Origin of the sequence: Caballeronia sp. GAFFF1 (assembly GCF_023630705.1) — a bacterium.
GTDB lineage: Bacteria > Pseudomonadota > Gammaproteobacteria > Burkholderiales > Burkholderiaceae > Caballeronia.
Genome location: NZ_JALQEM010000016.1, coordinates 36,487 through 61,950, shown reverse-complemented (window position 1 = coordinate 61,950; position 25,464 = coordinate 36,487). Strand labels below are relative to the sequence as shown.

Annotated in this window: 21 protein-coding genes and 2 tRNA genes; 11 read left to right on the top strand and 12 right to left on the bottom strand. The window is 63.0% G+C overall.

Features of this window, described 5'->3' with window-relative positions; genetic code table 11:
• Positions 1 to 60: 60 nt before the first annotated feature.
• Complete coding sequence (locus tag NCR37_RS07765; RefSeq protein WP_250472494.1) at positions 61 to 573, bottom strand: MarR family winged helix-turn-helix transcriptional regulator; 513 nt, start codon at positions 571 to 573, stop codon at positions 61 to 63.
• A gap of 324 nt (positions 574 to 897) precedes the next feature.
• Here NCR37_RS07765 and typA point away from each other — a divergent pair, with 324 nt between their 5' ends.
• The 6 genes from typA to NCR37_RS07735 all read left to right on the top strand — a co-directional run bounded on the left by typA (position 898) and on the right by NCR37_RS07735 (position 10,604).
• The gene (gene typA / locus NCR37_RS07760; protein ID WP_250472493.1) at positions 898 to 2,721 is read left to right on the top strand and encodes a translational GTPase TypA; all 1,824 of its coding nucleotides are present in this window, start codon (positions 898 to 900) and stop codon (positions 2,719 to 2,721) included.
• 355 nt (positions 2,722 to 3,076) lie between these two features.
• Entirely contained in the window at positions 3,077 to 5,938 is a 2,862-nt protein-coding gene (locus NCR37_RS07755; RefSeq protein WP_250472492.1) for a 2-oxoglutarate dehydrogenase E1 component, read from the top strand.
• Between the two features lie 82 nt (positions 5,939 to 6,020).
• Complete coding sequence (gene odhB, locus NCR37_RS07750; RefSeq protein WP_250472491.1) at positions 6,021 to 7,334, top strand: 2-oxoglutarate dehydrogenase complex dihydrolipoyllysine-residue succinyltransferase; 1,314 nt, start codon at positions 6,021 to 6,023, stop codon at positions 7,332 to 7,334.
• Positions 7,335 to 7,421: 87 nt separating this feature from the next.
• The gene (gene lpdA, locus NCR37_RS07745; protein WP_250472490.1) at positions 7,422 to 8,852 is read left to right on the top strand and encodes a dihydrolipoyl dehydrogenase; all 1,431 of its coding nucleotides are present in this window, start codon (positions 7,422 to 7,424) and stop codon (positions 8,850 to 8,852) included.
• Positions 8,853 to 8,941: 89 nt separating this feature from the next.
• Entirely contained in the window at positions 8,942 to 10,039 is a 1,098-nt protein-coding gene (gene zapE / locus NCR37_RS07740) for a cell division protein ZapE (protein WP_175940491.1), read from the top strand.
• 148 nt (positions 10,040 to 10,187) lie between these two features.
• The gene (locus tag NCR37_RS07735; RefSeq protein WP_250472489.1) at positions 10,188 to 10,604 is read left to right on the top strand and encodes a transposase; all 417 of its coding nucleotides are present in this window, start codon (positions 10,188 to 10,190) and stop codon (positions 10,602 to 10,604) included.
• Positions 10,605 to 10,679: 75 nt separating this feature from the next.
• On the opposite strand, the gene NCR37_RS07730 is transcribed toward NCR37_RS07735, so the two are convergent.
• The 7 genes from NCR37_RS07730 to NCR37_RS07700 all read right to left on the bottom strand — a co-directional run bounded on the left by NCR37_RS07730 (position 10,680) and on the right by NCR37_RS07700 (position 15,386).
• Complete coding sequence (locus tag NCR37_RS07730; RefSeq protein WP_250472488.1) at positions 10,680 to 11,129, bottom strand: DUF2147 domain-containing protein; 450 nt, start codon at positions 11,127 to 11,129, stop codon at positions 10,680 to 10,682.
• A 108-nt stretch (positions 11,130 to 11,237) separates the two neighbouring features.
• Positions 11,238 to 12,026: a 5'/3'-nucleotidase SurE gene (gene surE, locus NCR37_RS07725; RefSeq protein WP_250472487.1), complete on the bottom strand. Its 789-nt coding sequence runs from the start codon at positions 12,024 to 12,026 to the stop codon at positions 11,238 to 11,240.
• Between the two features lie 71 nt (positions 12,027 to 12,097).
• Positions 12,098 to 12,337, bottom strand: a complete 240-nt coding sequence (locus NCR37_RS07720; RefSeq protein ID WP_175940487.1) for a hypothetical protein — start codon at positions 12,335 to 12,337, stop codon at positions 12,098 to 12,100.
• Positions 12,338 to 12,507: 170 nt separating this feature from the next.
• Complete coding sequence (locus NCR37_RS07715; protein WP_250472486.1) at positions 12,508 to 13,389, bottom strand: DUF1571 domain-containing protein; 882 nt, start codon at positions 13,387 to 13,389, stop codon at positions 12,508 to 12,510.
• A gap of 140 nt (positions 13,390 to 13,529) precedes the next feature.
• Complete coding sequence (locus NCR37_RS07710; RefSeq protein ID WP_250472528.1) at positions 13,530 to 14,750, bottom strand: MFS transporter; 1,221 nt, start codon at positions 14,748 to 14,750, stop codon at positions 13,530 to 13,532.
• Between the two features lie 327 nt (positions 14,751 to 15,077).
• Positions 15,078 to 15,164, bottom strand: a tRNA-Leu gene (locus NCR37_RS07705).
• Between the two features lie 135 nt (positions 15,165 to 15,299).
• Positions 15,300 to 15,386 (bottom strand) — tRNA-Leu (locus tag NCR37_RS07700).
• Between the two features lie 241 nt (positions 15,387 to 15,627).
• Between NCR37_RS07700 and rnr the strand changes: the two genes are divergently transcribed.
• From rnr to rpiA, 5 genes are all read left to right on the top strand, one after another.
• A complete protein-coding gene (rnr, locus tag NCR37_RS07695) occupies positions 15,628 to 18,096 on the top strand; it encodes a ribonuclease R (RefSeq protein ID WP_250472485.1) in 2,469 nt (822 codons plus the stop codon).
• A 97-nt stretch (positions 18,097 to 18,193) separates the two neighbouring features.
• A complete protein-coding gene (rlmB, locus tag NCR37_RS07690) occupies positions 18,194 to 18,937 on the top strand; it encodes a 23S rRNA (guanosine(2251)-2'-O)-methyltransferase RlmB (protein ID WP_250472484.1) in 744 nt (247 codons plus the stop codon).
• A gap of 10 nt (positions 18,938 to 18,947) precedes the next feature.
• Positions 18,948 to 19,772: an N-acetylmuramoyl-L-alanine amidase gene (locus NCR37_RS07685; RefSeq protein ID WP_250472483.1), complete on the top strand. Its 825-nt coding sequence runs from the start codon at positions 18,948 to 18,950 to the stop codon at positions 19,770 to 19,772.
• Between the two features lie 23 nt (positions 19,773 to 19,795).
• On the top strand, positions 19,796 to 20,191 hold the full coding sequence (locus tag NCR37_RS07680) for a SirB2 family protein (protein WP_250472482.1): 396 nt from the start codon (positions 19,796 to 19,798) through the stop codon (positions 20,189 to 20,191).
• Positions 20,192 to 20,270: 79 nt separating this feature from the next.
• Positions 20,271 to 20,957, top strand: a complete 687-nt coding sequence (gene rpiA / locus NCR37_RS07675; protein WP_250472481.1) for a ribose-5-phosphate isomerase RpiA — start codon at positions 20,271 to 20,273, stop codon at positions 20,955 to 20,957.
• Between the two features lie 79 nt (positions 20,958 to 21,036).
• Here the strand turns inward: rpiA and NCR37_RS07670 are convergent, their stop codons facing one another.
• The 4 genes from NCR37_RS07670 to NCR37_RS07655 form a co-directional block, all read right to left on the bottom strand.
• On the bottom strand, positions 21,037 to 22,437 hold the full coding sequence (locus NCR37_RS07670) for an undecaprenyl-phosphate glucose phosphotransferase (RefSeq protein ID WP_250472527.1): 1,401 nt from the start codon (positions 22,435 to 22,437) through the stop codon (positions 21,037 to 21,039).
• A gap of 28 nt (positions 22,438 to 22,465) precedes the next feature.
• On the bottom strand, positions 22,466 to 23,212 hold the full coding sequence (locus NCR37_RS07665) for a Crp/Fnr family transcriptional regulator (protein WP_159836384.1): 747 nt from the start codon (positions 23,210 to 23,212) through the stop codon (positions 22,466 to 22,468).
• A gap of 958 nt (positions 23,213 to 24,170) precedes the next feature.
• Positions 24,171 to 25,157 (bottom strand): DUF1839 family protein, encoded by a 987-nt coding sequence (locus tag NCR37_RS07660; protein ID WP_250472480.1) that lies wholly within the window; start codon positions 25,155 to 25,157, stop codon positions 24,171 to 24,173.
• Positions 25,158 to 25,239: 82 nt separating this feature from the next.
• Positions 25,240 to 25,392 (bottom strand): hypothetical protein, encoded by a 153-nt coding sequence (locus NCR37_RS07655; protein WP_250472479.1) that lies wholly within the window; start codon positions 25,390 to 25,392, stop codon positions 25,240 to 25,242.
• Between the last annotated feature and the right edge of the window lie 72 nt (positions 25,393 to 25,464).

Genomic DNA, 25,464 nt, shown 5'->3' with positions numbered 1-25,464 from the left:
AGATGGACGTTGCAACCAATTCTTGGGTGGTCAAGCTGGATTCCCCGGTCCATTTGCTTGTCAGCGCAATGGCATACCAGGCTTATCATTGCCGCCTGCGGGACACGCGGCAGGATCGCACGTATTGGCGAGAATGCGGCGGAGCATGCTCTTGAGAAAGCCGACTTCCTCGGGCGTGAAGCCGGCGAGCAACGCGTCCAGCACGCGCGTGAAGATGGCCGGCACCTTTTCCGCCATCGCGCGGCCGTCGGCCGTCAGCGCGAGACGCACGACGCGCCGGTCTTCCTCGCTGCGCACGCGCGAGAGCAGGCCGCGCTTTTCGAGCCGGTCGATCAGGCGCGTGACCGCGCTCGCGTCGATGCCGTATTCCCGCGCTATATCCGCCGCCGTCAGGCACTTGCCAACCGCCAGCATGAAGACGATGCTCGCCTGCGTGCTCGTGATGCCGAGCTCGGACGTGGTGTGCTGCGTCACCATGTTCCACAGCGTCGAGCGCACGCGGCTCAGCAGATAGCCGACGCTTTCGCTCAACACGTAGTTGTCGATCGCCGTGGATTTGGGAGCGTCGCTCATGAAAATTTGTGCGAGTGCAATAGTTGACTAGGCAGGATTATAGGGACGTCAATCCTCCGCTGCAACAGTCTTTTCTGAGTATGCTTAACAATCGGCGCGGGAGCGCAGTGCCCTATAGACACGCTTCGATGCTGTTACGTCGGCGTGCTATAATTTTCGGTTCTCACCGCGCCGGGCCCGAAGAGTCATTCCGAGCAGTCACACAGCAGTCACGCCAAGCAAAAGCGTGACGTGACGCTTATCCGAGGGTCTGCCGAGCCATCAGCCATTGAGCGTTCTGCTTGGCGGCCCTCGCTCCGACGGCGCACAACCAAGATACCTCTTATGACTCGCGCCCTCCGCAATATCGCCATCATTGCCCACGTCGACCACGGCAAGACCACGCTCGTCGACCAGTTGCTCCGTCAGTCGGGCACGTTCCGGGAAAATCAACAAGTCGCCGAGCGCGTCATGGACTCGAACGACATCGAAAAGGAACGCGGCATTACGATTCTCGCGAAGAACTGCGCGGTCGAATACGAAGGCACGCACATCAATATCGTCGATACGCCCGGACACGCCGACTTCGGCGGCGAAGTGGAGCGCGTGCTGTCGATGGTCGATTCCGTGCTGCTGCTCGTCGATGCCGTCGAAGGCCCGATGCCGCAAACGCGCTTCGTCACGAAGAAGGCGCTGGCGCTCGGGCTCAAGCCGATCGTCGTGATCAACAAGGTGGACCGTCCGGGCGCGCGTATCGACTGGGTGATCAACCAGACCTTCGATCTGTTCGACAAGCTCGGCGCCACCGAAGAGCAGCTGGACTTTCCGATCGTCTACGCGTCGGGCCTGAACGGCTACGCGAGCCTCGATCCGGAAACGCGCGAAGGCACCATGCGTCCGCTTTTCGAAGCCATTCTCGAACACGTGCCGGTGCGTCCGGCCGATCCGGACGGCCCGCTGCAACTGCAAATCACTTCGCTCGACTACAACACGTACGTCGGCCGTATCGGCGTGGGCCGCATCGCGCGCGGGCGCATCCGCCCCGGCATGCAGGTCGCGGTGCGCTCGGGTCCGGACGGCGCGATCCTCAATCGCAAGATTAATCAGGTGCTGTCGTTCCATGGCCTCGAGCGCGTGCAAGTCGAGGAAGCGCAGGCAGGCGACATCGTGCTGATCAACGGCATCGAGGAAATAGGCATCGGCGTGACGATCTGCTCGCCCGAGAATCCCGAGGCGCTGCCGATGATCACCGTCGACGAGCCGACGCTCACGATGAACTTCCTCGTGAACTCGTCGCCGCTCGCGGGCAAGGAGGGCAAGTTCGTGACGAGCCGCCAGATTCGCGACCGTCTCACGAAGGAACTGAACCACAACGTCGCGCTGCGCGTGAAAGATACCGGCGACGAAACGACGTTCGAAGTTTCGGGCCGCGGCGAACTGCATCTGACGATTCTCGTGGAAAACATGCGCCGCGAAGGCTACGAGCTTGCCGTGTCGCGTCCGCGCGTCGTGCTGCAGGAAATCGACGGCGTGAAGTGCGAGCCGTATGAAAACCTGACGGTCGATATCGAAGACCAGCATCAGGGCGGCGTCATGGAAGAGCTTGGCCGCCGCAAGGGCGAAATGCTCGACATGACCTCCGACGGCCGCGGCCGCACGCGCCTCGAATACAAGATTTCGGCGCGCGGACTGATCGGTTTCCAGAGCGAGTTCCTGACGCTCACGCGCGGCACGGGTCTGATGAGCCATACGTTCGATTCGTATGCGCCCGTCAAGGAAGGCTCGGTCGGCGAGCGCCGCAACGGCGTGCTGATCTCGCAGGACGACGGCGCGGCTGTCGCCTACGCGCTGTGGAAGCTGCAGGATCGCGGCCGCATGTTCGTGTCGCCGGGCGATGCGCTCTATGAAGGCATGATCATCGGCATTCATAGCCGCGACAACGACCTCGTCGTGAATCCGATCAAGGGCAAGCAGCTCACCAACGTCCGCGCGTCGGGCACCGACGAAGCCGTGCGCCTCGTGCCGCCGATTCAGCTTTCGCTGGAGTACGCGGTCGAATTCATCGACGACGACGAACTCGTCGAAGTGACGCCGCAGTCCATTCGTTTGCGCAAGCGTCATCTGAAGGAACACGAGCGCCGTCGCGCGAGCCGCGAATCGGCGGAGTAAGTCGCCTCCGACGTTGCATCCAAAAGCCGCCTTCGGGCGGCTTTTTTTCATTCGATGGTCGCCGCGAAGCATTAAAGAATCGCCAATCGGAGCCGACAATGACGCATGACCGGCGCACTTGCATCGACGGAAAACGCCCGCACATGCCCGTTGTAGAAGGGCGAATGCCTGCGCAACGGTGCGACGTCCGGTCATATGACGAATGCATCTGTGCTATGCTATTCGGATTAGCTGTCGCTTTTTAGGTCCTTCCAAGCAGACTTGATTCGCGCAATCCGCTAAACGGTCAGGCCGTGTCGCGGAAGGTTTTGTAACCCGCACTTCCTCGAGAAACTCGAAGAAAGGTGAGCGTAAAATGATGAAGCAATTCCAGTCGAACTCCTATTTGTTCGGCGGTAATGCTCCGTACGTCGAAGAGTTGTACGAGGCATATCTCGATAATCCCGCGTCAGTGCCCGAGACCTGGCGAGCCTACTTCGACGCGTTGCAGAACGTGCCCGCGTCGGACGGCACGAATCACAACGACGTGGCCCACGGCCCGATCGTCGAGTCGTTTGCTCAGCGCGCGAAGTCCAACGGCTTCGTTCAGCGCGAAGGCGCCACCGAAGATCTCGCCACCGCGCGAAAGCAAGTCTACGTTCAGTCCCTCATCGGCGCGTATCGCTTCCTCGGCTCGCAATGGGCCAACCTCGATCCGCTCAAGCGCCGCGAGCGTCCGCATATTCCCGAACTCGAGCCTGCGTTCTACGACTTCACCGAAGCCGACATGGACCAGACGTACAGCGCCACGAACCTGTATTTCGGTTTCGAGCGCGCGACGCTGCGCGAGATCGTCAAGGCATTGCGTGACACGTACTGCGGCACGATCGGCGCCGAGTACATGTACATCAGCGATCCGGAACAGAAGCGCTGGTGGAAGGAGCGTCTAGAGTCCATCCGCTCGACGCCGAATTTCTCGAACGACAAGAAAAAGCACATCCTCAACCGCCTGACGGCCGCTGAAGGCCTCGAGCGTTTCCTGCACACCAAGTACGTCGGCCAGAAGCGTTTCTCGCTGGAAGGCGGCGAGAGCTTCATCGCGTCGATGGACGAAGTCGTGCGTCACGCGGGCAAGAACGGCGTGCAGGAAATCGTCATCGGCATGGCGCACCGTGGCCGTCTGAACGTGCTGGTCAACACGCTCGGCAAGATGCCGGCGGACCTCTTCGCCGAATTCGAAGGCAAGCACGTGGACGACCTGCCGGCCGGCGACGTGAAGTACCACAAGGGTTTCTCGTCGGATGTCGCGACTGAAGGCGGCCCGGTTCACCTGTCGCTCGCGTTCAACCCGTCGCACCTGGAAATCGTCAACCCGGTGGTCGAGGGTTCGGCGAAGGCGCGCATGGATCGCCGCGGCGACGAAGAAGGCCTTCAAGTCCTGCCGGTGCAGATTCACGGCGACGCGGCCTTCGCGGGCCAGGGCGTCGTGATGGAAACGCTGAACCTCGCGCAAACGCGCGGCTACGGCACGCACGGCACGCTGCATATCGTCATCAACAACCAGATCGGTTTCACGACGTCGGACCCGCGCGATTCGCGCTCGACGCTGTACTGCTCGGACGTCGTCAAGATGATCGAAGCGCCGGTGCTGCACGTGAACGGCGACGATCCCGAAGCAGTCGTGCTCGCCACGCAGCTCGCGATCGACTTCCGCATGAAGTTCCACAAGGACGTGGTGGTGGACATCGTCTGCTTCCGCAAGCTCGGCCACAACGAGCAGGACACGCCGGCGGTCACGCAGCCGCTGATGTACAAGACCATCGCGAAGCATCCGGGCACGCGCGCGCTGTACGCCGAGAAGCTCGTGCAGCAAGGCGTGATCACGGCCGAAGACGCCGACAACTACGTGAAGGCGTACCGTCAGGCGATGGACGAAGGTCATCACACCATCGACCCGGTGCTCTCGAACTACAAGAGCAAGTACGCGGTCGACTGGGTGCCGTTCCTGAACCGCAAGTGGACCGACGCCGCCGACACGGCCGTGCCGCTCGCGGAACTGAAGCGTCTCGCTGAGCGCATCACGACGATTCCGGAGAACTTCAAGGTTCACCCGCTCGTCGAGCGCGTGATCAACGATCGCCGCGCGATGGGCCGTGGCGAAGCGAAGCTCGACTGGGGCATGGGCGAGCATCTCGCGTTCGCGTCGCTGGTGGCATCGGGCTACGCCGTGCGTCTGACGGGCCAGGACTCGGGCCGCGGCACGTTCACGCACCGCCACGCCGTGCTGCACGACCAGAACCGCGAGCGCTGGAACGACGGCACGTACATTCCGCTGCAGAACATCGCGGACAACCAGGCGAAGTTCACGGTCATCGACTCGGTGCTGTCGGAAGAAGCGGTGCTCGGCTTCGAGTACGGCTATTCGACCGCCGAACCGAACACGTTCGTCGCGTGGGAAGCGCAGTTCGGCGACTTCGTGAACGGCGCGCAAGTGGTGATCGACCAGTTCATCTCGTCGGGCGAAGTGAAGTGGGGCCGCGTCTCCGGTCTCACGATGATGCTGCCGCACGGCTACGAAGGCCAGGGTCCGGAGCACTCGTCGGCGCGCATCGAGCGTTTCCTGCAACTGTGCGCGGACCACAACATGCAAGTGGTTCAGCCGACGACGCCGGCGCAGATCTTCCATCTGCTGCGCCGTCAGATGATCCGCCTGTTCCGCAAGCCGCTCATCATCGCCACGCCGAAGTCGCTGCTGCGTCACAAGGAAGCGGTGTCGGACCTGTCGGAACTGGCGAAGGGCTCGTTCCAGCCGGTCATCGGCGAGGTGGACGAAAGCATCGACGCGAAGAAGGTCAAGCGCGTGATTTGCTGCTCGGGCCGCGTGTACTACGACCTCGTCGCGCATCGCCGCGAAGCGAAGGCGAACGACATCGCCATCGTGCGTATCGAGCAGCTGTATCCGTTCGCGCACAAGCAGTTCGACGCGGAGCTCAAGAAGTACGAAAACGCGACCGAAGTGGTCTGGGTGCAGGACGAGCCGCAGAACCAGGGCGCCTGGTTCTACATCGAGCACCATCTGCGTGAAGGCATGAAGGAAGGGATGAAGCTGGCCTACAGCGGCCGTCCCGCTTCGGCCTCGCCCGCGGTCGGCTACTACGCGAAGCACTACGAGCAGCAGAAGGCGCTGGTTGAAGGCGCGTTCGGCCGCCTGAAGGGTGCGCAGACCATCGCGAAGTAACCGTTGCCTGATCGGACCGGCGTGCGCAAAGCGCGCCGGTTCCGACGCTCGTACACACAGAACGCATTAGGACAATACAGAAATGGCTATCGTAGAAGTCAAGGTTCCCCAGCTTTCCGAGTCGGTCTCGGAAGCAACCATGCTGCAATGGAAGAAGAAGCCGGGCGAGGCTGTCGCCCAGGACGAAATCCTGATCGAAATCGAAACCGACAAGGTCGTGCTCGAAGTGCCCGCGCCGTCGGCTGGCGTGCTCGCGCAGGTCATCAAGCATGACGGCGATATCGTCGCGGCTGACGAGATCATCGCGAAGATCGACACCGAAGCGAAAGCAGGCGAAGCGCCCGCAGCCGCCGCTGCTGGCGACGCCGAAGTGAAGCCCGCGCCGCAAGCGGAGCCGGCCGTGGCGTCGTCGTCGGCGACCGCGCAAGCGACCGCCTCCGCGACGGGTGGTTCGGTCACGGGCGGCGCAACGTCGCCTGCCGCGACCAAGATTCTGGCCGAGAAGGGCGTGTCGGCGGACCAGGTGTCGGGCACGGGCCGCGACGGCCGCATTACGAAGGGCGACGCGCTCGCCGCGCAAGCCGGCGCACCCGCTGCCGCGAAAGCATCGGCTCCGGCTGCTGCGCCCGCCAAGGCTGCGAAGCCTTCGCTGCCGCAAGTCGGCGCGCCGGCATCGGCTGATCAGTGGCTGAAGGATCGCCCGGAGCAGCGCGTGCCGATGTCGCGTCTGCGCGCGCGTATCGCCGAGCGTCTGCTCGAATCGCAGCAAACCAACGCCATTCTGACGACGTTCAACGAAGTCAACATGGCGCCGGTCATGGACCTGCGCAACAAGTACAAGGACCGCTTCGAGAAGGAACATGGCGTGAAGCTCGGATTCATGTCGTTCTTCGTGAAGGCGGCTGTGCACGCGCTGAAGAAGTTCCCGCTCGTGAACGCGTCGATCGACGGTAACGACATCGTCTACCACGGCTATTTCGACATCGGTATCGCGGTCGGTTCGCCGCGCGGTCTGGTGGTGCCGATCCTGCGCAACGCGGACCAGATGAGCCTCGCCGACATCGAGAAGAAGATTGCAGAGTTCGGCGCGAAAGCGCGCGACGGCAAGCTGTCGATCGAAGAAATGACGGGCGGTACGTTCTCCATCTCGAATGGCGGCGTGTTCGGCTCCATGCTTTCGACGCCGATCATCAACCCGCCGCAGTCCGCGATTCTCGGCGTGCACGCGACGAAGGAACGCGCCGTGGTCGAAAACGGCCAGATCGTGATCCGTCCGATGAACTACCTCGCGCTGTCGTATGACCACCGCATCATCGACGGCCGCGAAGCCGTGCTGTCGCTCGTCGCCATGAAGGACGCGCTGGAAGATCCGGCCCGTCTGCTGCTGGACCTGTAAGAACACAGTGCCTTCGGTGCGCGCGATAGGCTCGCGCGCACCGCTCGAAGGCGTCTCCGCAAGAGCGGGGTCTACTCAAGGAAAGTCATGTCCAAGGAATTTGATGTCGTCGTGATCGGCGCGGGCCCGGGCGGCTATATCGCGGCGATTCGCGCAGCGCAACTCGGCAAGACGGTTGCGTGTATCGAGAAGTGGAAGAACCCGGCCGGCGCGCTGAAGCTCGGCGGCACCTGCCTGAACGTGGGCTGCATTCCGTCGAAGGCGCTGCTCGCGTCCTCGGAAGAATTCGAAAATACGTCGAAGCATCTGGCCGATCACGGCATCAGCGTATCGGACGTGAAGCTCGATGTGTCGAAGATGCTGGCGCGTAAAGACGGCATCGTCGAAAAGATGACCAAGGGCATCGAGTTCCTGTTCCGCAAGAACAAGATCACGTGGCTCAAGGGTCATGGCAAGTTCACCGGCAAGACGGACGCCGGCGTGCAGATCGAAGTGTCGGGCGAAGGTGAAACGGAAACCGTCACGGCGAAGAACGTGATCATCGCTACGGGTTCGAAGGCGCGTCATCTGCCGGGCATTCCGGTCGACAACAAGCTGATCGCCGACAACGAAGGCGCGCTCTCGTTCGATTCCGTGCCGAAGAAGCTCGCCGTGATCGGCGCGGGCGTGATCGGTCTGGAACTCGGCTCGGTGTGGCGACGTCTGGGCGCTGAAGTGACAGTGCTCGAGGCGCTGCCGCAATTCCTCGCCGCAGCGGATGAATCGCTCGCGAAGGAAGCGGCCAAACAGTTCAAGAAGCAGGGCCTCGACATTCACCTCGGCGTGAAGATCGGCGAAGTGAAGGCGACCGGCAACGGCGTGTCGATCGCGTACACGGACAATCAGGGCAACGCGCAAACGCTGGAAGCGGACCGCCTGATCGTGTCGGTCGGACGCGTGCCGAACACGGACAACCTCGCTCTGGAAAGCATCGGCCTGAAGGCGAACGAGCGCGGCTTCATCGACGTGGACGATCACTGCGCGACGAGCGTGCCGGGCGTGTACGCTATCGGCGACGTCGTGCGCGGCCCGATGCTCGCGCACAAGGCGGAAGACGAAGGCGTGGCGGTGGCGGAGATCATCGACGGACAAAAGCCGCATATCGACTACAACTGCGTGCCTTGGGTCATCTACACGGAACCGGAAATCGCGTGGGTCGGCAAGACGGAGCAGCAGCTCAAGGCCGAAGGCCGCGAGATCAAGACCGGCCAGTTCCCGATGATGGCCAATGGCCGCGCGCTGGGCATCGGCCGGGCGGAAGGCTTCGTCAAGATGATCGCGGACGCGAAGACCGACGAGATTCTCGGCGTGCATATCATTGCAGCGGACGCGTCGGATCTGATCGCGGAAGCGGTCGTCGCGATGGAGTTCAAGGCGGCGTCGGAAGACCTCGGCCGCATTTGCCATCCGCATCCGTCGCTGTCTGAAGTGATGCGCGAAGCGGCACTCGCGGTCGACAAGCGCGCGTTGAACATGTAATTCGGCTCGACTTCGGGCAACCAGCAGGGCATCGCACACGAAGGCGAGCGGATCAAACCGCTCGCCTTCGTCACATCGAACGGCAGAAGATGAACGTCACCGAATACTACGAAAACGAACTGCGCACGCGGGGCTACCAGTCCGACGAAGCGCAGCTGGCGGCGGTCGCTCGCCTGCAACGCTGCTACGAAGAATGGGTGGCATACAAGGCGCGACGCTCGAACGCGATCAGGAAGTTTCTGGTGCATCCGGAGTTGCCGCGCGGTGTGTACATGTGGGGCGGCGTCGGGCGCGGCAAGAGTTTTCTGATGGACAGCTTCTACGCCGTCGTGCCGGTGCAGCGCAAGACGCGCCTGCATTTCCACGAGTTCATGCGCGAAGTGCATCGGGAACTGGAAGAACTGAAAGGCCAAGCCGATCCGCTGGACGAACTGGCGCGCCGCATCGCGAAGCGCTATCGGCTGATCTGCTTCGACGAATTCCACGTCTCGGATATCGCCGACGCGATGATTCTGTATCGCCTGCTGGACCGTCTATTCAACAACGGCGTGCAGTTCGTGATGACGTCCAATTACCAGCCGGACACGCTGTATCCGGAGGGCTTGCACCGCGACCGGCTGCTGCCGGCCATCGAGTTGCTTAAGAAGAATCTCGACGTGCTCAATGTCGACGCGGGCACCGATTATCGCAAGCGCACGCTGTCGCAAGTGCAGGCGTATCACACGCCGCTCGGCGCGGCGGCGGACAAGGCGTTGCGCGCGGATTACGCGAAGCTCGCGGCCGTGCCCGACGAAAGCCCGATCCTGCATATCGAAAAGCGCGAGATCAAGGCGCTGCGTAAAGCCGATGGCGTCGTGTGGTTCGACTTCGCGACGCTCTGCGGCGGCCCGCGCTCGCAGAACGACTATCTGGAGATCGCGAATCGCTTTCACGCGGTCATCCTTTCGGACGTGCCGCAGATGTCGCCGCGCATGGCCTCGGAGGCGCGCCGCTTCACGTGGCTCATCGACGTGTTCTACGACCACAAGGTGAAGCTGCTGATGTCGGCGGCGGTGCCGGCCGAGGATTTGTACGTCGAAGGGCCGATGGCGAACGAGTTCGCGCGCACGGTGTCGCGCATCGTCGAAATGCAGTCGCAAGAGTATCTGGAGGCGCCGCGGCGGCTCGCGAACATTTCGCTCACGTGAGCTAATACGAGAATCAAAAACAGGCGTCTAGCCAAATGGCATAAGGCTTTCGCCGGGTTTTCAAGATTAGGACCTCTCTGATTTGCCGGTTGAAGGGCACTCGGTATCGTTCTGGCCAGTTAATCAGCAGCTAATTGGAGAGAATGCCGTGAAACCCTACCGCGATATGTCCGACGAAGAATGGCAGATGGTCGCACCGCTGCTTCCGGAATTGCGTCCGCGCTCGGAGTTGCGCGGCCGTCCTTTGGCCAACACCCGCGCTGTGCTCAACGGCGTGCTCTGGGTCATGTATAGCGGCGCGTCGTGGTCCACGCTGCCGCGCAAATATCCGTCGTATCAGACGTGCCATCGGCGCTTCAAGGCGTGGCATGAATCGGGCGTGCTGCTGCGCGTGATGACGCAGCTCTTCGGCCCCGCCGGTGAATCGCTGTACGGGCTCATGACGTCCCGCATGCGCGTGCCGGCCGAATTGCCGGTCGCGACAGCGGAAACCATGGAGCCGATGCGCGCCATCGCAGCGGCGCGCTCGCCGCAAGACGATGAGCCGGTCCGTCACGCAGCCTGAACTGCGCGCTGAACCAAAAGAAACGGGCGGAAGACACGCAGTCTTCCGCCCGTTTTTCTAGTGCATTGCAGAGTGCTACTGCTGCCGTACCCACGTTTGCGAGCGCCCGAGCAGCGACACGCCGATATAACCGCGCACTACCAGCTTCTGCCCGCCGTCTTCCGGCTTCATCTTGCACTTGTACAGCTTGCCGTTTTCCGGGTCCAGAATCTGGCCGCCTTCCCACGTATCGCCGTTCTGCTTCATGCCGGTGATGATGGTCATGCCTTTGACCAGTTGATCCTTCCGGTCGTCGGTGCACGCGGTGCAGCGCCGGTCCGGATGATCGAATTCGCCGATGCCGCGCACCACCTTGCCGGAGAGCTGCCCGCTGCCGTCGTCGATGATTTGAATGATTGCCTTCGGCTTGCCGGTGGCGTCATCGATGGTTTGCCAGGTGCCGACGGGCGTCGATGTCTGCGCGAACGCGCCCGCCGCCGACATCGCGATGAGCGCGCCAGCCGCGATGCGGACGAAGTGCTTCATATTGCCTCCTTGTTTTTGTGATCGTGGCGCCCGAAGCCGTTGCCGGCCGCGTTGCCGACGCAGCATACGAGAAACCGCCGGTCGCGTCTGGGAGGAAAGGCTCTAGGCTTACGCGCCGCCGCGCAGACCGGCTTCAAGCGTGGCGAACGTGCTCGAATCGGTGCGATCGAAATGCAGCGGTGTCACCGAAATCCGCTTGCTCGCGACCACGGCGGTTTCGCTGTCGGGCGCGTTCTCGCGCTGACCGCGCTGGAATCTCAGCCAGAAGTAGTCGATGCCGCGCGGATCGGTTTCATCGAGCACGTCGATGCCTTCCACGAGCCCGACGCCCTGTCGCGTCACGGTGAGCGGACCGGCCGCGGACGCATCGCAGTCCGGGAAGTTGACGTTGAGACACGTCGGCGCGTCGTGTGAGATGGCCAGCAACTGCCGGATCACGCCGGGCGCGAGCGCGCGCGCCGTATCCCAGCGCACGCTTTCGCGGTCGGAGAAGGTTTGACTGAGCGCAATCGAAGGCAGGCCGAGCAGAAGGCCCGTCATCGCCGCGCCGACGGTGCCCGAAAACATCGTCTCGACGCCGAGGTTCGCGCCGCGATTGATGCCCGACAACACGAGCGTCGGCGGCGCGTCTTTCATGAGATGCCGCGCGGCCATCACGACGCAATCGCCGGGCGTGCCCTGAACGCCGAAGCGCCGCTCGCCTTGACGCGAGATGCGCAGCGGCGAATGCAGGCTGATGGAGTGCGAAGTGCCGCTCTGATCGTGCTCGGGCGCGACGACCCAGACTTCGTGTGCGAGCTCTGCGGCGACAGCTTCGAGCACAGCCAGGCCGGGCGCGTCGATGCCGTCGTCGTTGGTCAGCAGCACACGTTGAACGATGGGTTCCATGGCGGGCATCGCGAATCACTCCTCGGTCGGTTAAGAACGTCGACCGATTATTACAGAGATCGCGACGCAAAGACGGGCGCTTACCTGACGCCCAGGCCGCGCAGGACGGCGTTGCCGTCTTCGGTGAGGCGCACCTTGGGACCGTCTGCGCCGGGCGAGACGATTTCCACGTAGCCGTATTCCTGCAGCGAGGTCACATCGGGCGGCGCGGCCATCGCGTCGATCGGCGCGTGCATCAGCAAGAGCAGCGTGGCGATCTCGTGATGACTCAAAAGCCGTTTGATGGCTCGCACGGGAGCCGAAGCAGAGCGGAGGTTCATGCGCGAACTCCTTGGTTTACATGACGATTCGCGCCGCGGACAGAGCGGCGTCGTGGATGTCGATGATGAAGTGCGGCAAGCGTATCGGCCGAAACTTAGGCGAGACTTAAACACTGCGCGTTGGCAGGGATGCGCGTGTTACAGCGCATGTCACGCAGTCAGCGTGAGGTTCAGAAGCGGTAGTCGGGGTTGCGCGGATCGAATGCGAGGCCGTCGAACACCTTCGGCTCGATGTGCTCGAAGATGACGCTTTCGAACACTCTGCCTTCGTTGTCGAAGGATTCGACTGCGCGGATGAGCGGCGCTTCGAGATCGAGGTCGATCACTTCGCGCTTCGCATAGAAGCCGGGCTGCCCGGCCGGCGCGACATACGTCAGCGCGACAACGCGCGCGCCATTGACCGCCGCGACTGCGACATCCGACGGCTGCGTGATGCCGGCGTCGGCGAACTTCCTGCCTTCGTCGATAAAACGCTGCGTCACGGCATCGATGCCGAGTTCGCGGATCGAATGGTTCGATTGCGCGCGGGCGAGCGGTCCGTTCAGCGATGTCCACATCGACACCACACCGAGCAAGCCGCCGGCATGGCCGTAGAGCTCGGCGGGGCGCTTGGACTCGTCGTAGATGACTTCCTGGCCCGCATGGGCGCCATCGGGCAACCATCTGGCGTAGACGCGCAGCGGTTCGCGCGTGACGCGCACGAGCATGTGGTCGGGCCGCTTGGGCCATTTTCCGCCGATGCGCTCGCGTCGAAGAATCGTGAATTCGCACGACGCATAGCGGACTAAGCCGTCGCGCAGGTAGCGCGCCAGCGTCGCGGGATCGAGCGCACGGAAGAGGGCGACGAGTTCTTCGTCGCTGAGGCGCGCGAGCGTGCCGTCAGCGGCGGCGCGTGCGAGCCATTGGGCTTGCTGGTCGGCAGTCTGGGTGGCGATTTCGTTGATCGCTGACTGCGTAGTCGCTCGGGCGGGCGCCGGGCTAGCGGTAATCGCCGCTGACAGCGCGCACGCGAGCGTCACGTACAGAATGCGGCGGGCAGGCGCTTGCGTCATGACGTCTCTTGCCGTTTGACGGTGCCGGAGTGGCCAGGTGTAAACGGCGAATCGCGAGCATTCTTCCGTCGAGCGCAAGCGGGAGTCGTCGGGCGACGCGTCCAGCAGGTTCGCCAGACGCTCTCCGCACGCCCCAAGCCCTATCCCGTCGCCCCTACTTCCTCCGCCGACCGGGTCATATCGATGCCCCTGCGTTCCCGGCTGAAGAAAATCAACCCCGCAATCACCACCGCAACCGTACCTGCGACGATCGCCATCGCCATGCCGTAGTTGTTCCCGTGAGAAGTGGCAATCGACGCCTGCATCGTCGCATTGATTGCGGCGAGCAAATTGCCGAGTTGATACACGAGCCCGGGAAAAGTGGCGCGAATTTCATCGGGCGATATCTCGTTCAAATGCACCGGAATCACGCCCCACGCGCCTTGCACCGATATCTGCATCAGAAACGCGCCGATTGCCAGGGCAACCGGAGTTACTGAGAATGCCCACAGATAAAGCACCGGCAATGCAATCAGTGCGGCGATAAAAATGGTGACGCGCCGCCCGATTCGCTCCGACAACGACCCGAAAAACAATCCGCCGACAATCGCGCCGATATTCAGCACGATGGTAATGATGGACACCGTATGCGGATCGAAGTGGTGCTGTTCGCGCAGAAACGTCGGATAAAGATCCTGCGTGCCGTGCGAAAAGAAATTGAATGCGGTCATCAGAACGATCGCGTAAAGGGAAAGCGTCCAGTTCTGTTTGAGCGTCGCGAGAAGGCCGGGACGCTTGCGCTTTTCCATCGCTCGCCATGCGGGAGATTCGGGCACATGCGCTCGAACATAAAGCACGAGCAGCGCAGGCGCCACGCCGACGAAGAACATGCCGCGCCAGCCGACGAACTGGTACAGCACGCCGAAGACGATCGACGCGAGCAGATAACCGCTCGGATAACCGGCTTGCAGCAAGCCGGACACGAAGCCGCGCGCCTTGGGCGGCACGGTTTCCATCGTCAGGGCAGAGCCGACGCCCCATTCACCGCCCATCGCGATGCCGAAAAGCGAGCGCAAGATGAGAAGCGTCGTCAGGTTGGGCGAGAGGCCGGATAGCAATTCCAGCAACGAATAACACGCGATATTGACCATCAGCGTCGGACGGCGGCCGAACTTGTCCGCGAGCCGGCCGAAAATCAGCGCGCCGATGGGACGCATCGCAAGCGTGAGCGTAATGGCAAACGCGACTTCGGGAATCTTTGTGTTGAATTCCGCGGCGATGTCCTTCAGGACGAAAACCATCAGGAAAAAATCGAATGCGTCCAGCGTCCAGCCGAGATAAGCGGCAATCGTTACGTTTCTTTGTTCTCGCGTCCAACTCATCGCCTCGGTCTCCGAATCAGTATTGATCAGCTTGATATGCAATGCGGTTGCGATGCGGCTCACGCGATGCGCGATTCGGCATCGGCACGCGGCGGTCGTGGCGGCCACGCGGGCACAACGAGTGTACGCCGCTGTTTAAGAGCGTGCTGACCGTTACTGATAGAGAGAAGACGAGAACGCGGCCGATCCATTCATTTCGCTTTAATCCGGGTCAGAAGCCGAATAAAAACGAAAGCAAAGCGAAGCCGCGTATAGAAAGAAAACCGCGCGCAGAAAACAAAAAGCCCCACGTGCATATGCGTGGGGCTCTTCGCGAGAAAGGGACCTTGGTGCCCAGGAGAGGACTCGAACCTCCACGGTGTTGCCACCGCTAGGACCTGAACCTAGTGCGTCTACCAATTCCGCCACCTGGGCCAAGGGGTACAGCGAGCCCGCTATTTTAGCGGGAAGCCGAGCCGTGTCAACTGCGCTTCACGACTGGCAGGAGCCGAAAAGCACGGTCTCCGCATAAAAAGGAAACGCCACCCGAAGGTGGCGTTTCCTGACATCTGGTGCCCAAGAGAGGACTCGAACCTCCACGGTGTTGCCACCGCTAGGACCTGAACCTAGTGCGTCTACCAATTCCGCCACCTGGGCAAGGGTGCGTTTTGTCTGCATCAGCAGCAAAGAACGCCATTATAGCGAGACGGGAGCCGCTGTCAAGCGTTTCATCGCCGGTCGCGGCGGGGCCAGCGTTTGCTGCACTCGCAACGCGCGAGCGCGGCCGCGCCGGCAGTCCCCACAATAGGCAGTGTTAGAATGATTTCAACGATTGCCGCACGACTAACGGCAAAACACGGCGAAAGTCCAGTCCAACGAGAAGAACTCTATTAAGCCCTTGAGCAAATATCCGTATCCGATTCCCAGCCGCGAAGAGATTCTCGGCGTGCTGCGCACGAGCGAAACGCCTCACTCCGCGAACGACATCGCCGAGGCCCTGTCGATCAAGCGCCAGGAGCGCGAAGGATTTTTCAAGCGACTGGCGGCCATGGAACGCGACGGGCAAATCCGGCTCGACAAGCGCGGCCATTATCAGCTCACGCATCCGTCGAACTTCGTCGCGGGGCGCGTGCAGGGTCATCGCGACGGCTTCGGTTTTCTGATCCGCGATGACGGCCAGGACGATCTCTTCCTGCCCAACGGCGAAATGCAGAAGGTCATGCACAACGACCGCGTGCTCGCGCGCATCGTCGGCTATGACCGGCGCGGGCGGCCCGAAGGCCATATCGTCGAAGTCACCGACCGCGCGAACAAGCGCATCATCGGGCGGCTCGTGAATGAAAACGGCGCGCTGATTCTCGTGCCGGAAGACAAGCGCATCGGCCACGACATTCTGATCACGCAGAACCCGAAGAAGGCGAAAGTCGGGCAGGTCGTGTCCGTCGATCTGACGGACTTCCCGAGCCGCCATTCTCAGCCGCTCGGGCGCGTGGCCGAAGTGATCGGCGACATCGACGATCCCGGCATGGAAATCGAGATCGCGGTGCGCAAGTACGGCGTGCCGCATCAGTTCAGCGATGCCGCGCTCGCCGCGGCCGCGAAGCTGCCCGACGAAGTGCGGCCGGTGGACATCCGGCATCGCGTGGATCTGCGCGATGTGCCGCTCGTCACGATCGACGGGGAAGACGCCCGCGACTTCGACGACGCGGTGTATTGCGAGCCCGTCGCCGTCGGCCGCGGACAAGGGTTCCGTCTGCTCGTGGCGATCGCCGACGTGTCACATTACGTGCGCCCGAACGAGCCGCTCGATGTCGACGCGCTGGACCGCAGCACGTCGGTGTACTTCCCGCGGCGCGTGATCCCGATGCTGCCCGAGAAGCTCTCGAACGGGCTCTGCTCGCTGAACCCGGACGTCGACCGCTGCGTGCTCGTGTGCGACATGGTCATCACGGCGCGCGGCGAGATCAAGGCGTATCAGTTCTATCCGGGCGTGATGCACTCGGCGGCGCGGCTCACGTATACCGAAGTCGCGGCCGTGCTCGCCAATACCAAGGGCCCCGAGGCCGCGCGCCGTGCGGAACTGGTGCCCCAGCTACAGAATCTGTATGGCGTCTTCAAGGCGCTGCACGCGGCGCGTCAGAAGCGCGGCGCCATCGACTTCGATACGACCGAGACGTATATCGTCGTGAACTCGCAGGGCAAGATCGAGCAGATTCTGCCGCGCCATCGCAATGACGCGCATCGGCTGATCGAAGAGTGCATGCTCGCGGCGAACGTCTGCGCGGCGGACTTTCTGAAGCGCAACAAGCATCCGGGCCTGTACCGCGTGCATGCGGGGCCGACCGAGGAAAAGCTCGAGAACCTGCGGCAGTTTCTGCGCGGCGTCGGCCTGACGCTGACGGGCGGCGACAAGCCGCACGCGAGCGACTACGCGGCGCTGATCGCGCAGATCCGCGACCGGCCCGATGCGCAGATGCTTCAGTCGATGGTCCTGCGCTCGATGCAGCAGGCCGTCTACAGTCCGGACAACATCGGTCACTTCGGGCTTGCGTACGAGGCGTATGCGCATTTCACAAGCCCGATTCGCCGCTATCCCGACCTGCTCACGCATCGCGCCATTTACGCGATCCTGCAGGGCAAGAAATACGTGCCGGATATCGGCCATGAAGTTTCGCTGAGCACGGGCTTGACGAAAGCCGCGCGCGAAATGCAACTGGCCGACGACAGCGCGCGCGGCCGGGCGCGCAACAGCGTTGCGGTGTGGGAAGAGCTCGGCCTGCATTGCTCGTCGAACGAGCGTCGCGCCGACGAAGCGTCACGCGACGTCGAAGCCTGGCTCAAGTGCTATTTCATGCGCGACAAGCTCGGCGAGGAATATGGCGGCATGGTGAACGGCGTGACGTCGTTCGGCATCTTCGTGCAACTGGATTCGCTCTTCATCGAAGGGCTCGTGCATGTGACCGAACTCGGCTCGGACTACTTCCAGTACGACGAGATCAAGAACGAGCTGCGCGGCGAGCGCACCGGCATCCGCTACCGGATGACCGACCGCGTGCGCGTGCAGGTGGGCCGCGTCGACCTCGATGCGCGCAAGATCGACTTCCGCCTGGTGCGCGATACGCCGGTGAAGCCGTCGCCGCGTTCGTCGTCGGGCGCGGGCGATCACGGCGCCTCGGGCGCGAATGGCGCAACGGGTCCGCGCATCCGTCCGCTGAACGACGACACCCCGGGCACGCGTCAGCGCGGCGGCACGAAGAAGGGCGCGTCACCGGCGGCGCGTGGCGGCGCGGCGAAGAAACGCGGAGGGTCGTCGAACTCGGCGTCGAAATCGGCGGCGCAGGGGCGGCCGGCGCGCAAGAAACGCTAGCCGGCGCTCATCGCGTCAACGAATACGCGCGGTCCGGTGCCCTTTGCGCCGGGCCGCGTCGTGCTTTTCATGGTTATCACGAGAGTTCGAATCAGTCATGTCACGTCTCAAGGTTCTTTACGGTTTCCACGCGGTGACGGCGCGCCTGCGGGCGGACGCCTCGTCGATCGAGGAAGTGTTGTACGACCCCACTCGCAAGGACCGGCGCATGCAGGACTTCCTGCGTGCCGCGAAGGACGCGGGCGTGCGCCTGATCGCCGCCGACGAAGGGCGTCTGTGGGGCCTCGCGGGCAATATCCAGCATCAGGGCGTCGTGGCCCGCGCGCACGACTTGCCGCTCGCGCAGAACCTCGCCGAACTGCTCGACGGCATCTCGGGAACGCCGTTGCTGCTCGTGCTGGATGGCGTCACCGACCCGCATAATCTCGGCGCATGCCTGCGTGTCGCGGACGCGGCGGGCGCGCATGCGGTCATCGCGCCGCGCGACCGTTCGGCCGGCCTCAACGCGACCGCCGCCAAAGTGGCAAGCGGCGCGGCCGAAAGCGTGCCGTACATCACGGTGACGAATCTGGCGCGCGCCCTGCGCGAACTGAAGGACGCCGGCGTCTGGGTGATCGGCACGGCGGGCGAAGCGACGGCGAGCGTCTATGAGACGAAGCTCGACGGCCCGGTTGCAATCGTCGTGGGCGCGGAAGGCGAGGGCATGCGCCGCCTCACCCGCGAGACGTGCGACGAGATCATGCATATCCCAATGGCGGGCGCCGTGGAGAGCCTCAACGTGTCGGTGGCGAGCGGGGTGTGCCTGTTCGAGGCAGTGCGTCAGAGGATGGTGAAGAAGTAAGGTGTTTCGCATGCTTCGCCTCGTCATTCTCGCGCTCGCCTGCGCTCTTGTTACCGCCTGCACCCCCACCATGCAAAACCGCGGCACCTACATCGCCGACACGCAGCACCACGCGAAAAACGCCGATTCGCGCGTGCGTTTCCTCGTCATGCACTACACGGAAATCGACGAAGCGCGCTCGCTCGCCGTCCTCACGGGCGATGAGGTCAGCGTCCACTACGTCGTGCCGGACGCGCCGCGCATCCACAACGGCGAGCCGGTCGTCTATCAACTCGTGCCGGAAGACAAGCGCGCGTGGCATGCCGGCCAGAGCTACTGGCAGGGCGCGACGGAGCTGAACGCGTCGTCGATCGGCATCGAGAACGTGAACCTCGGACCGATCGATACCCCCGCCGGCCGCACCTGGCAGCCGTATCCGCCCGCGCAGGTCGATGCGCTCGTGAAGCTCTCGCGCGACATCGTCGAGCGTTACGGCATTCCGCCCACGCGCGTGGTCGGCCATAGCGACATCGCTCCGCAGCGCAAGATCGACCCGGGTCCGCTCTTTCCTTGGCGCACGCTGTACGAGGCGGGGATCGGCGCATGGCCCGACGATGCCGCCGTCGCCGCGCGCCTTGCGGGCCGCGATCCCAAAGCGCCGTGCGACGTGCGCGCGTTGCAGGAAAAGCTCAAGCGCTACGGCTACGACGTCGCCACCGACGGCATGCTCGACGAGAAGACGCGCCGCGTCTTCGGCGCGTTCCAGATGCACTTCCGGCCCTCGGACTACGCGGGCGACGCCGACGCGCAAACAGACGCCATCGCGCAAGCCTTGCTGGACAAGTACTTCCCCTGACCGTTGAGTTAGACAAAAAAGAAATGGGCGACTACTTCCTGCCGCTGCGCGCGCTCCATATGACGTGCGCGGGCCTGAGCATCGCGGGCTTCGTGCTGCGCTGTATCTGGATGCTGACGGACTCGCGCCTGCTCGCCGCGCGTGCGAACAAGACCGTGCCGCATATCGTCGATACGCTCCTGCTCGCGAGCGCGATTGCGCTCGTCGCGATCATCGGCTTCGGGCCGAACGCGGCGTGGCTGGGCGCGAAGATCGCGGGCCTCGTCGTCTATATCGTGCTCGGCACCTTCGCCCTCAAGCGCGGCCGGACGAAGGGCGCACGCGCCGCCTTTGGCGTGCTGGCGATCATTGTGTTCGCGTTTATCGCGTCCGTCGCGCGCACGCACGATCCGCTCGGATTCCTGCACAGCATCCTCTGACCCGATGCGCAAAAAGCGCGGGAAGGCGGCGCGCGCTCCGATAAAATCGCGTTTTCCCCTCACGCGCAGCACCATTCCCATGACTCAGGACGAACTCAAGCAGCGCGTCGGCCAGGCCGCGGCCGACTACGTGAACGCGCACGTGCCCGAAGGCTCGATCATCGGCGTCGGCACCGGATCGACGGCCAATTGCTTCATCGACGCGCTGGCCGCCTCGAAATCGCGTTATCGCGGGGCGGTATCGAGTTCGCTCGCGACGACGGCGCGGCTCGAATCGCACGGCTTCAAGGTGTTCGACCTGAATGACGTGGACACCGTGCCGGTGTATGTGGATGGCGCCGACGAAATTGATGCGAGCGGCGCGATGATCAAAGGCGGCGGCGGGGCGCTCACGCGCGAGAAGATCGTGGCGTCGGTGGCGGAGGTGTTCGTGTGCATCGCGGATGCGAGCAAGCGCGTCGACGTGATGGGCACGTTCCCGCTGCCCATCGAAGTCGTGCCGATGGCGCGCACCGCGATCGGCCGCAAGGTCGCTGCGCTCGGCGGCGTGCCGATCGTGCGCGTGACGCAGGACGGCATGCCGTTCATTACTGACAACGGCAACGAGATCATCGACGTGAAGAGCCTCTCGATCACGGACCCGCGCGGACTCGAAGCGCAGATCAACGCGTGGCCGGGCGTGGTGACGGTGGGTCTTTTCGCGGCGCGCGGCGCGGACCTGTGCCTGCTCGGCACGGAGCAGGGCGTCGAGCGCATCGACTACTGAAGCGCCGCACCAACAGCACAACGGGCCCGGCAACGCGAGTCGCCGGGCCCGTTTTCGCTCGATGCAACGCGGAGCGCGCTTAGTAGGCGTTCCGTCCGATGAAGCCCTTGAACAGCGTCATCGCGACGATCTTGATGTCGAACCAGAACGACCAGTTGTGAATGTAGAACAGGTCGAATTTCACGCGGTTCTGCATCTTCTCGACCTTCTCGGTCGCGCCGCGATAGCCGTTCACCTGCGCCCAGCCGGTAATGCCCGGCTTGATGCGGTAGCGGAACATGTAGCCGTAGACGAGATCCTTGTACAGATCGTCGTGTTCGATTGCATGCGGACGCGGCCCGACTACCGACATGTCGCCGAACAGCACGTTGATGAACTGCGGCAGTTCGTCGAGGCTCGTGCGGCGCAGGAACGCGCCGATCTTCGTCACGCGCGGGTCGTTGCGCGTCGCCTGCGTCACGTGTCCGTTGCTCTCGCGATGCACGGCCATCGAACGGAACTTGTAGATCTTGAACGGCCGTCCGTCCGCGCCCTTGCGGTTCTGCGTGAAGAACACCGGCCCTTCCGATGTCGCCTTGATCGCGATCGCAATGGTGATCATGATCGGCGAGAGCGCGAGCAGCGCGGCGGCGGCGAAGCAGCGGTCGAACAGCAGCTTCGGCCACATCTGCAACGTGCTGACAGGCGACGTCGTCAGGTTGATCGTCGCCAAGCCCGCGACATCGGTCATCGAGTGATTGAAAAGCGAGATGCTGCGCGTGTCGGGAATGAGCCGCAGATTCACGAAGTCGTGCCGCAAAGCATGCACGAAGCGATAGATTGTGTGCTCCTGCGAAAGCGGCAGCGCGAGCCACACTTCGTTGATGTCCTCGGCGCGCACCTTCTCGACGAGTTCGTCGAAGTCGTTGAGCACCGGCAGGCGCATGGACGCGCCGGGCCGGCTGCCGAGACCGCTTGCATGCAGTTCTTCGTCGCCCGTCGTGTCGAGCAGGCAGACGGGCGTGAAGCCTTGCTCGGGCGTGCTCGACAGATGAGCGAGCAGCGTGCGCGCGAAGCCCTGCGCGCCGACGATCGCCACCGTGCGCTGATTGAAGCCGCGGCCTCGCATGATTCGCAGGCTCGCGTACACCGCGCATTTCGCGAGCACGATGAGCGCGCCGGAGATCAGCGTCGAATACGCGAACCACAGCCGCGACACGGCGTCCATGCGATGCAGCGTGAAGGCGAGCAGAAGCGCCGCGGCGGCCACCGTCATCCAGGCGAGCGTGACGCGCGCCAGCATCATCGGAAGCGGCTTGCCGCGCCAGGCTTCGTACACGCCGAACGTCGGAAACAACAGCAATGCCAGCACGCTATTGAATGCGATCAGGAGCTTCTCGATATCGCTGAATTCGAGCGAGGAAAAGCGCATCGAATGCGCGATCACCCCGCCCGCGATGACGAAGAAGACGTCCAGACAGCGCGCCGTCCAGCCGAACATATCGTGACTTTTATTGTGCATCCGCATCTCAGACACTGGAGGCCGAAGCCGTCTCCTGCGCGCGCAGACGCGGCAGCAGGCGGTCGAACTCACGTTTGACGAGGCCGTAGCATTCGCAGGCGCGCGCTTCCAGCCCTTCGCGATCCACCACCTTGATGCAGCCGCGGCTATGGTGGATGAGGCCCGCATCGTGCAGCTTGCCGGCCGCTTCGGTCACGCCTTCGCGACGCACGCCGAGCATGTCGGCGATCAGCTGCTGCGTGACTTGCAGTTCGTTCGACGCGGTGCGGTCGATTTCGATCAGGAGCCACCGGCACAGCTGCTTGTTGAGCGAATGATGACGATTACACGCTGCGGTCTGCGCGACCTGCGTGAGCAGGGCTTGCATGTAGAGCAGCATCAGACGGCGCAGAAAGTCCGAACGTCCGAACTGTTCGCGCAAAGCCTGAGCGCTCATGCGATACGCGAAGCCAGGGCACTGCACCTGGACGCGCGTGGGCATGGTTTCGCCGCCGGTCAGCACCGGCACGCCCGTCATGCCTTCGCGGCCGACTGCGGCGATTTCGACCGAGCCGCCGTCTTCCATCGTATGCAACAGAGAGATGATGGCGGTCGTCGGGAAGTACACGTGATGAATACGTTGGCCCGAATCGCAGAGCAGTTGCTCGGTGCGGAGTTGAACCAGTTCGAGATGCGGAGTCAGAGCTTGCCACTCATGCGCCGGAAGGGCGCCGAGGAGGTGGTTGCCGTGCAGGTCGGACTGAAGGGTCAGCATGTTTGTTCTCTCGTAACTTCGCGCGTTGCGCTTCACTTTTTTCTTTACTGGTGTGATCGTTCTCGGGTCGCGTCTTTCGCGGCTATGAAAACGTCTCACACCAGCCCCGTTAGCCGCCCGTGCTTCGCTTGAGTTGATTTAGTAGATCGCGTCGCTTCGGGTTGCACGACTCATTTAGCGAGGACTGTGCCAATGCGTCGAACGTCAATGCTGGTGGGGCCTCACTGTTCGAACGCCTGCTGTGATGCGGCGCAGCGTCGTCATTTTGTTTCAGTCTTGAACATTGCTGGTCTTAGGAATCCCCATGCGCCCGGAGGGGTATCGTCAGCGCAAACGGCTCGCGGACGGGGCGGCGCTTCGACGATCACCGTGCGATAAGCCTCAGAGGCCTGCGTCCCACTGCGAGAACCCCTCCTTTTGTAGGGACATTGAAAATTGATTCATCTGTGTTCCATCATGTTCGTGGCCTAACGAACGTGCTGCCGGCGCGAGACCTCTTGCTTCCCGCGAAAGCCTTGCTGCACAAGGCTTCGCGCGGAGTGAAGAATGTGTTCCATGGCAATTTCGCAAACTGCTAAACGTTGCGCCTGCTGCACGAAACGGCTCGTCTGTGGGCCATGCCGCGCCCGAATGCGTGAATCGTGCCTGCAAGAGGGCGTGAGTTCGCCCACATAGCGCATGGAAGCGATCGCCTTTTCCCTCCAAAACCGCGATACGCGCGTCAAACGTTTGCGAAAGCTGCGTGAGTTGGGAGTCTCGACGCCACATCCGGACGTCCCTGCCGAACGCATGGAACGCGCCATTACGCGGCGCGGAAATGTTTCATCGGGGACAATATCGGTCTTGGCGCACGTCGCATCTCACCATGCGAGCGTGAAATGCGCATGACGCGACGGAGAATCATCGCAATGTCATACGCGTGTGCGTGACGCGCGGCGCTCGCGCGTAGGGCGAACAATCAGCAGACGATAGCCGCGAGCGTGGGCACCACGCGCTCATACGCGGCTTCCATGATGTCGAACGAGGCGTCGCAGAGATCCGCCTGCCCGTTTGCCAGCGCCCGCGCGAGCCGGCATTGCAGCGCCTTCGCTTCGCTTGCGATCGCGCGCGCGGCCACATGGGTCGTCACCGGAATGTCGAACCCCTGTTCGCGCATCCATTCCAGGTAATGCGCGAGCAGCTCGAAGTTGCCGCCGAGCTGGCGCATCACGTGAGATCCATAGGGCCGCGCATACGCTTCTCCGCGCTCGAGCATCGTATCGACGTGCGCGGGAAACGCGCTGCGCCAGCGCGATATCGGGTTGTGCACGGGACGGCGCAGCAGATGCGCGCACAAAAGGTCCGCCGATCCTTCCGCAAGCGCTGTCCCGCCGAGCGATTCGCGCGCGCGTTTGATGAACTCGGCATGCGGGAACAGTGCTTGCCCACGCGTTGTGCCCGCTGCACCGGTTGAAGCCGTATCGTGCGCAGCGCTGGTTCCGAGCACGCCGTCGTAGTCGTCGCCGTGAAGAAGGTGATAACCGCTGTGATGGAAGTAACCGAGCCGTCGTGCGTTGGGATCGATCACATCGATGGCGATGGTCGTCTTCACATGGTCGCGCCGATAGAAAAGCGCGCGCATGTCGGGCAGAAAGAAGGCATCGACCTCGACGAGAATCGTATTGCCGCGGCGCGTTTGCACGAGCGCGCGTTCTTCGAGCGAGCCGAACACGGCGAGTTCCTGCACCTGCAGGCCGTACAGCTTTTCGATGTCTTCGCAAGGCGGACGGCCGAGCGTGAACTGATCGTCCTCGAAGTCCTGCGTGACCGTGTAGGCCAGCATGGCATGCGGTTCGAGCTGGTTGCCGTGCAAGAGCTCGATCCACAGGTCGACGGGGTCTGCGCCATCGCGCCAGATGCGTTCGGCACGATGCAGCGCATGCGCGCGATGACGTTTCGCGCGCATGCGCAAGGGATCGAGTGAAACGACGCGTGAACGACTGACGCCGGAACTCGTCATACCGCTGGTATGAAACGCGCTCATGGGCTTACCTCGGGCCTGAAAAGCCGGCAACCGATACCGCGTGCGCGCCGAAGCATTCGTTGTTTTTACCTGCGCGTTTATCGCGTTGGTTTTTATCGCTTGCGCTTTGTTCGCTTTTTTCGCTTTCTAAGGCGCCGCGTTCAATGGCGGGTTGCATTGTGATTTTCCCATGAAGGTGCGCAACGACGCGAGTGCTATCGCGACACGCGCACGAGCCTTCCGCGCGTGG

Bases quoted from the DNA above. Each gene is read 5' to 3' on its own strand.
- NCR37_RS07765 (WP_250472494.1), bottom strand. From the start codon at position 573: ATGAGCGACGCTCCCAAATCCACGGCGATCGACAACTACGTGTTGAGC.
- typA (WP_250472493.1), top strand. From the start codon at position 898: ATGACTCGCGCCCTCCGCAATATCGCCATCATTGCCCACGTCGACCAC.
- NCR37_RS07755 (WP_250472492.1), top strand. From the start codon at position 3,077: ATGATGAAGCAATTCCAGTCGAACTCCTATTTGTTCGGCGGTAATGCT.
- odhB (WP_250472491.1), top strand. From the start codon at position 6,021: ATGGCTATCGTAGAAGTCAAGGTTCCCCAGCTTTCCGAGTCGGTCTCG.
- lpdA (WP_250472490.1), top strand. From the start codon at position 7,422: ATGTCCAAGGAATTTGATGTCGTCGTGATCGGCGCGGGCCCGGGCGGC.
- zapE (WP_175940491.1), top strand. From the start codon at position 8,942: ATGAACGTCACCGAATACTACGAAAACGAACTGCGCACGCGGGGCTAC.
- NCR37_RS07730 (WP_250472488.1), bottom strand. From the start codon at position 11,129: ATGAAGCACTTCGTCCGCATCGCGGCTGGCGCGCTCATCGCGATGTCG.
- surE (WP_250472487.1), bottom strand. From the start codon at position 12,026: ATGCCCGCCATGGAACCCATCGTTCAACGTGTGCTGCTGACCAACGAC.
- NCR37_RS07720 (WP_175940487.1), bottom strand. From the start codon at position 12,337: ATGAACCTCCGCTCTGCTTCGGCTCCCGTGCGAGCCATCAAACGGCTT.
- NCR37_RS07715 (WP_250472486.1), bottom strand. From the start codon at position 13,389: ATGACGCAAGCGCCTGCCCGCCGCATTCTGTACGTGACGCTCGCGTGC.
- NCR37_RS07710 (WP_250472528.1), bottom strand. From the start codon at position 14,750: ATGAGTTGGACGCGAGAACAAAGAAACGTAACGATTGCCGCTTATCTC.
- rlmB (WP_250472484.1), top strand. From the start codon at position 18,194: ATGTCACGTCTCAAGGTTCTTTACGGTTTCCACGCGGTGACGGCGCGC.
- NCR37_RS07685 (WP_250472483.1), top strand. From the start codon at position 18,948: ATGCTTCGCCTCGTCATTCTCGCGCTCGCCTGCGCTCTTGTTACCGCC.
- NCR37_RS07680 (WP_250472482.1), top strand. From the start codon at position 19,796: ATGGGCGACTACTTCCTGCCGCTGCGCGCGCTCCATATGACGTGCGCG.
- rpiA (WP_250472481.1), top strand. From the start codon at position 20,271: ATGACTCAGGACGAACTCAAGCAGCGCGTCGGCCAGGCCGCGGCCGAC.
- NCR37_RS07670 (WP_250472527.1), bottom strand. From the start codon at position 22,437: ATGTTCGGCTGGACGGCGCGCTGTCTGGACGTCTTCTTCGTCATCGCG.
- NCR37_RS07665 (WP_159836384.1), bottom strand. From the start codon at position 23,212: ATGCTGACCCTTCAGTCCGACCTGCACGGCAACCACCTCCTCGGCGCC.
- NCR37_RS07660 (WP_250472480.1), bottom strand. From the start codon at position 25,157: ATGCGCGCGAAACGTCATCGCGCGCATGCGCTGCATCGTGCCGAACGC.
- NCR37_RS07655 (WP_250472479.1), bottom strand. From the start codon at position 25,392: ATGCAACCCGCCATTGAACGCGGCGCCTTAGAAAGCGAAAAAAGCGAA.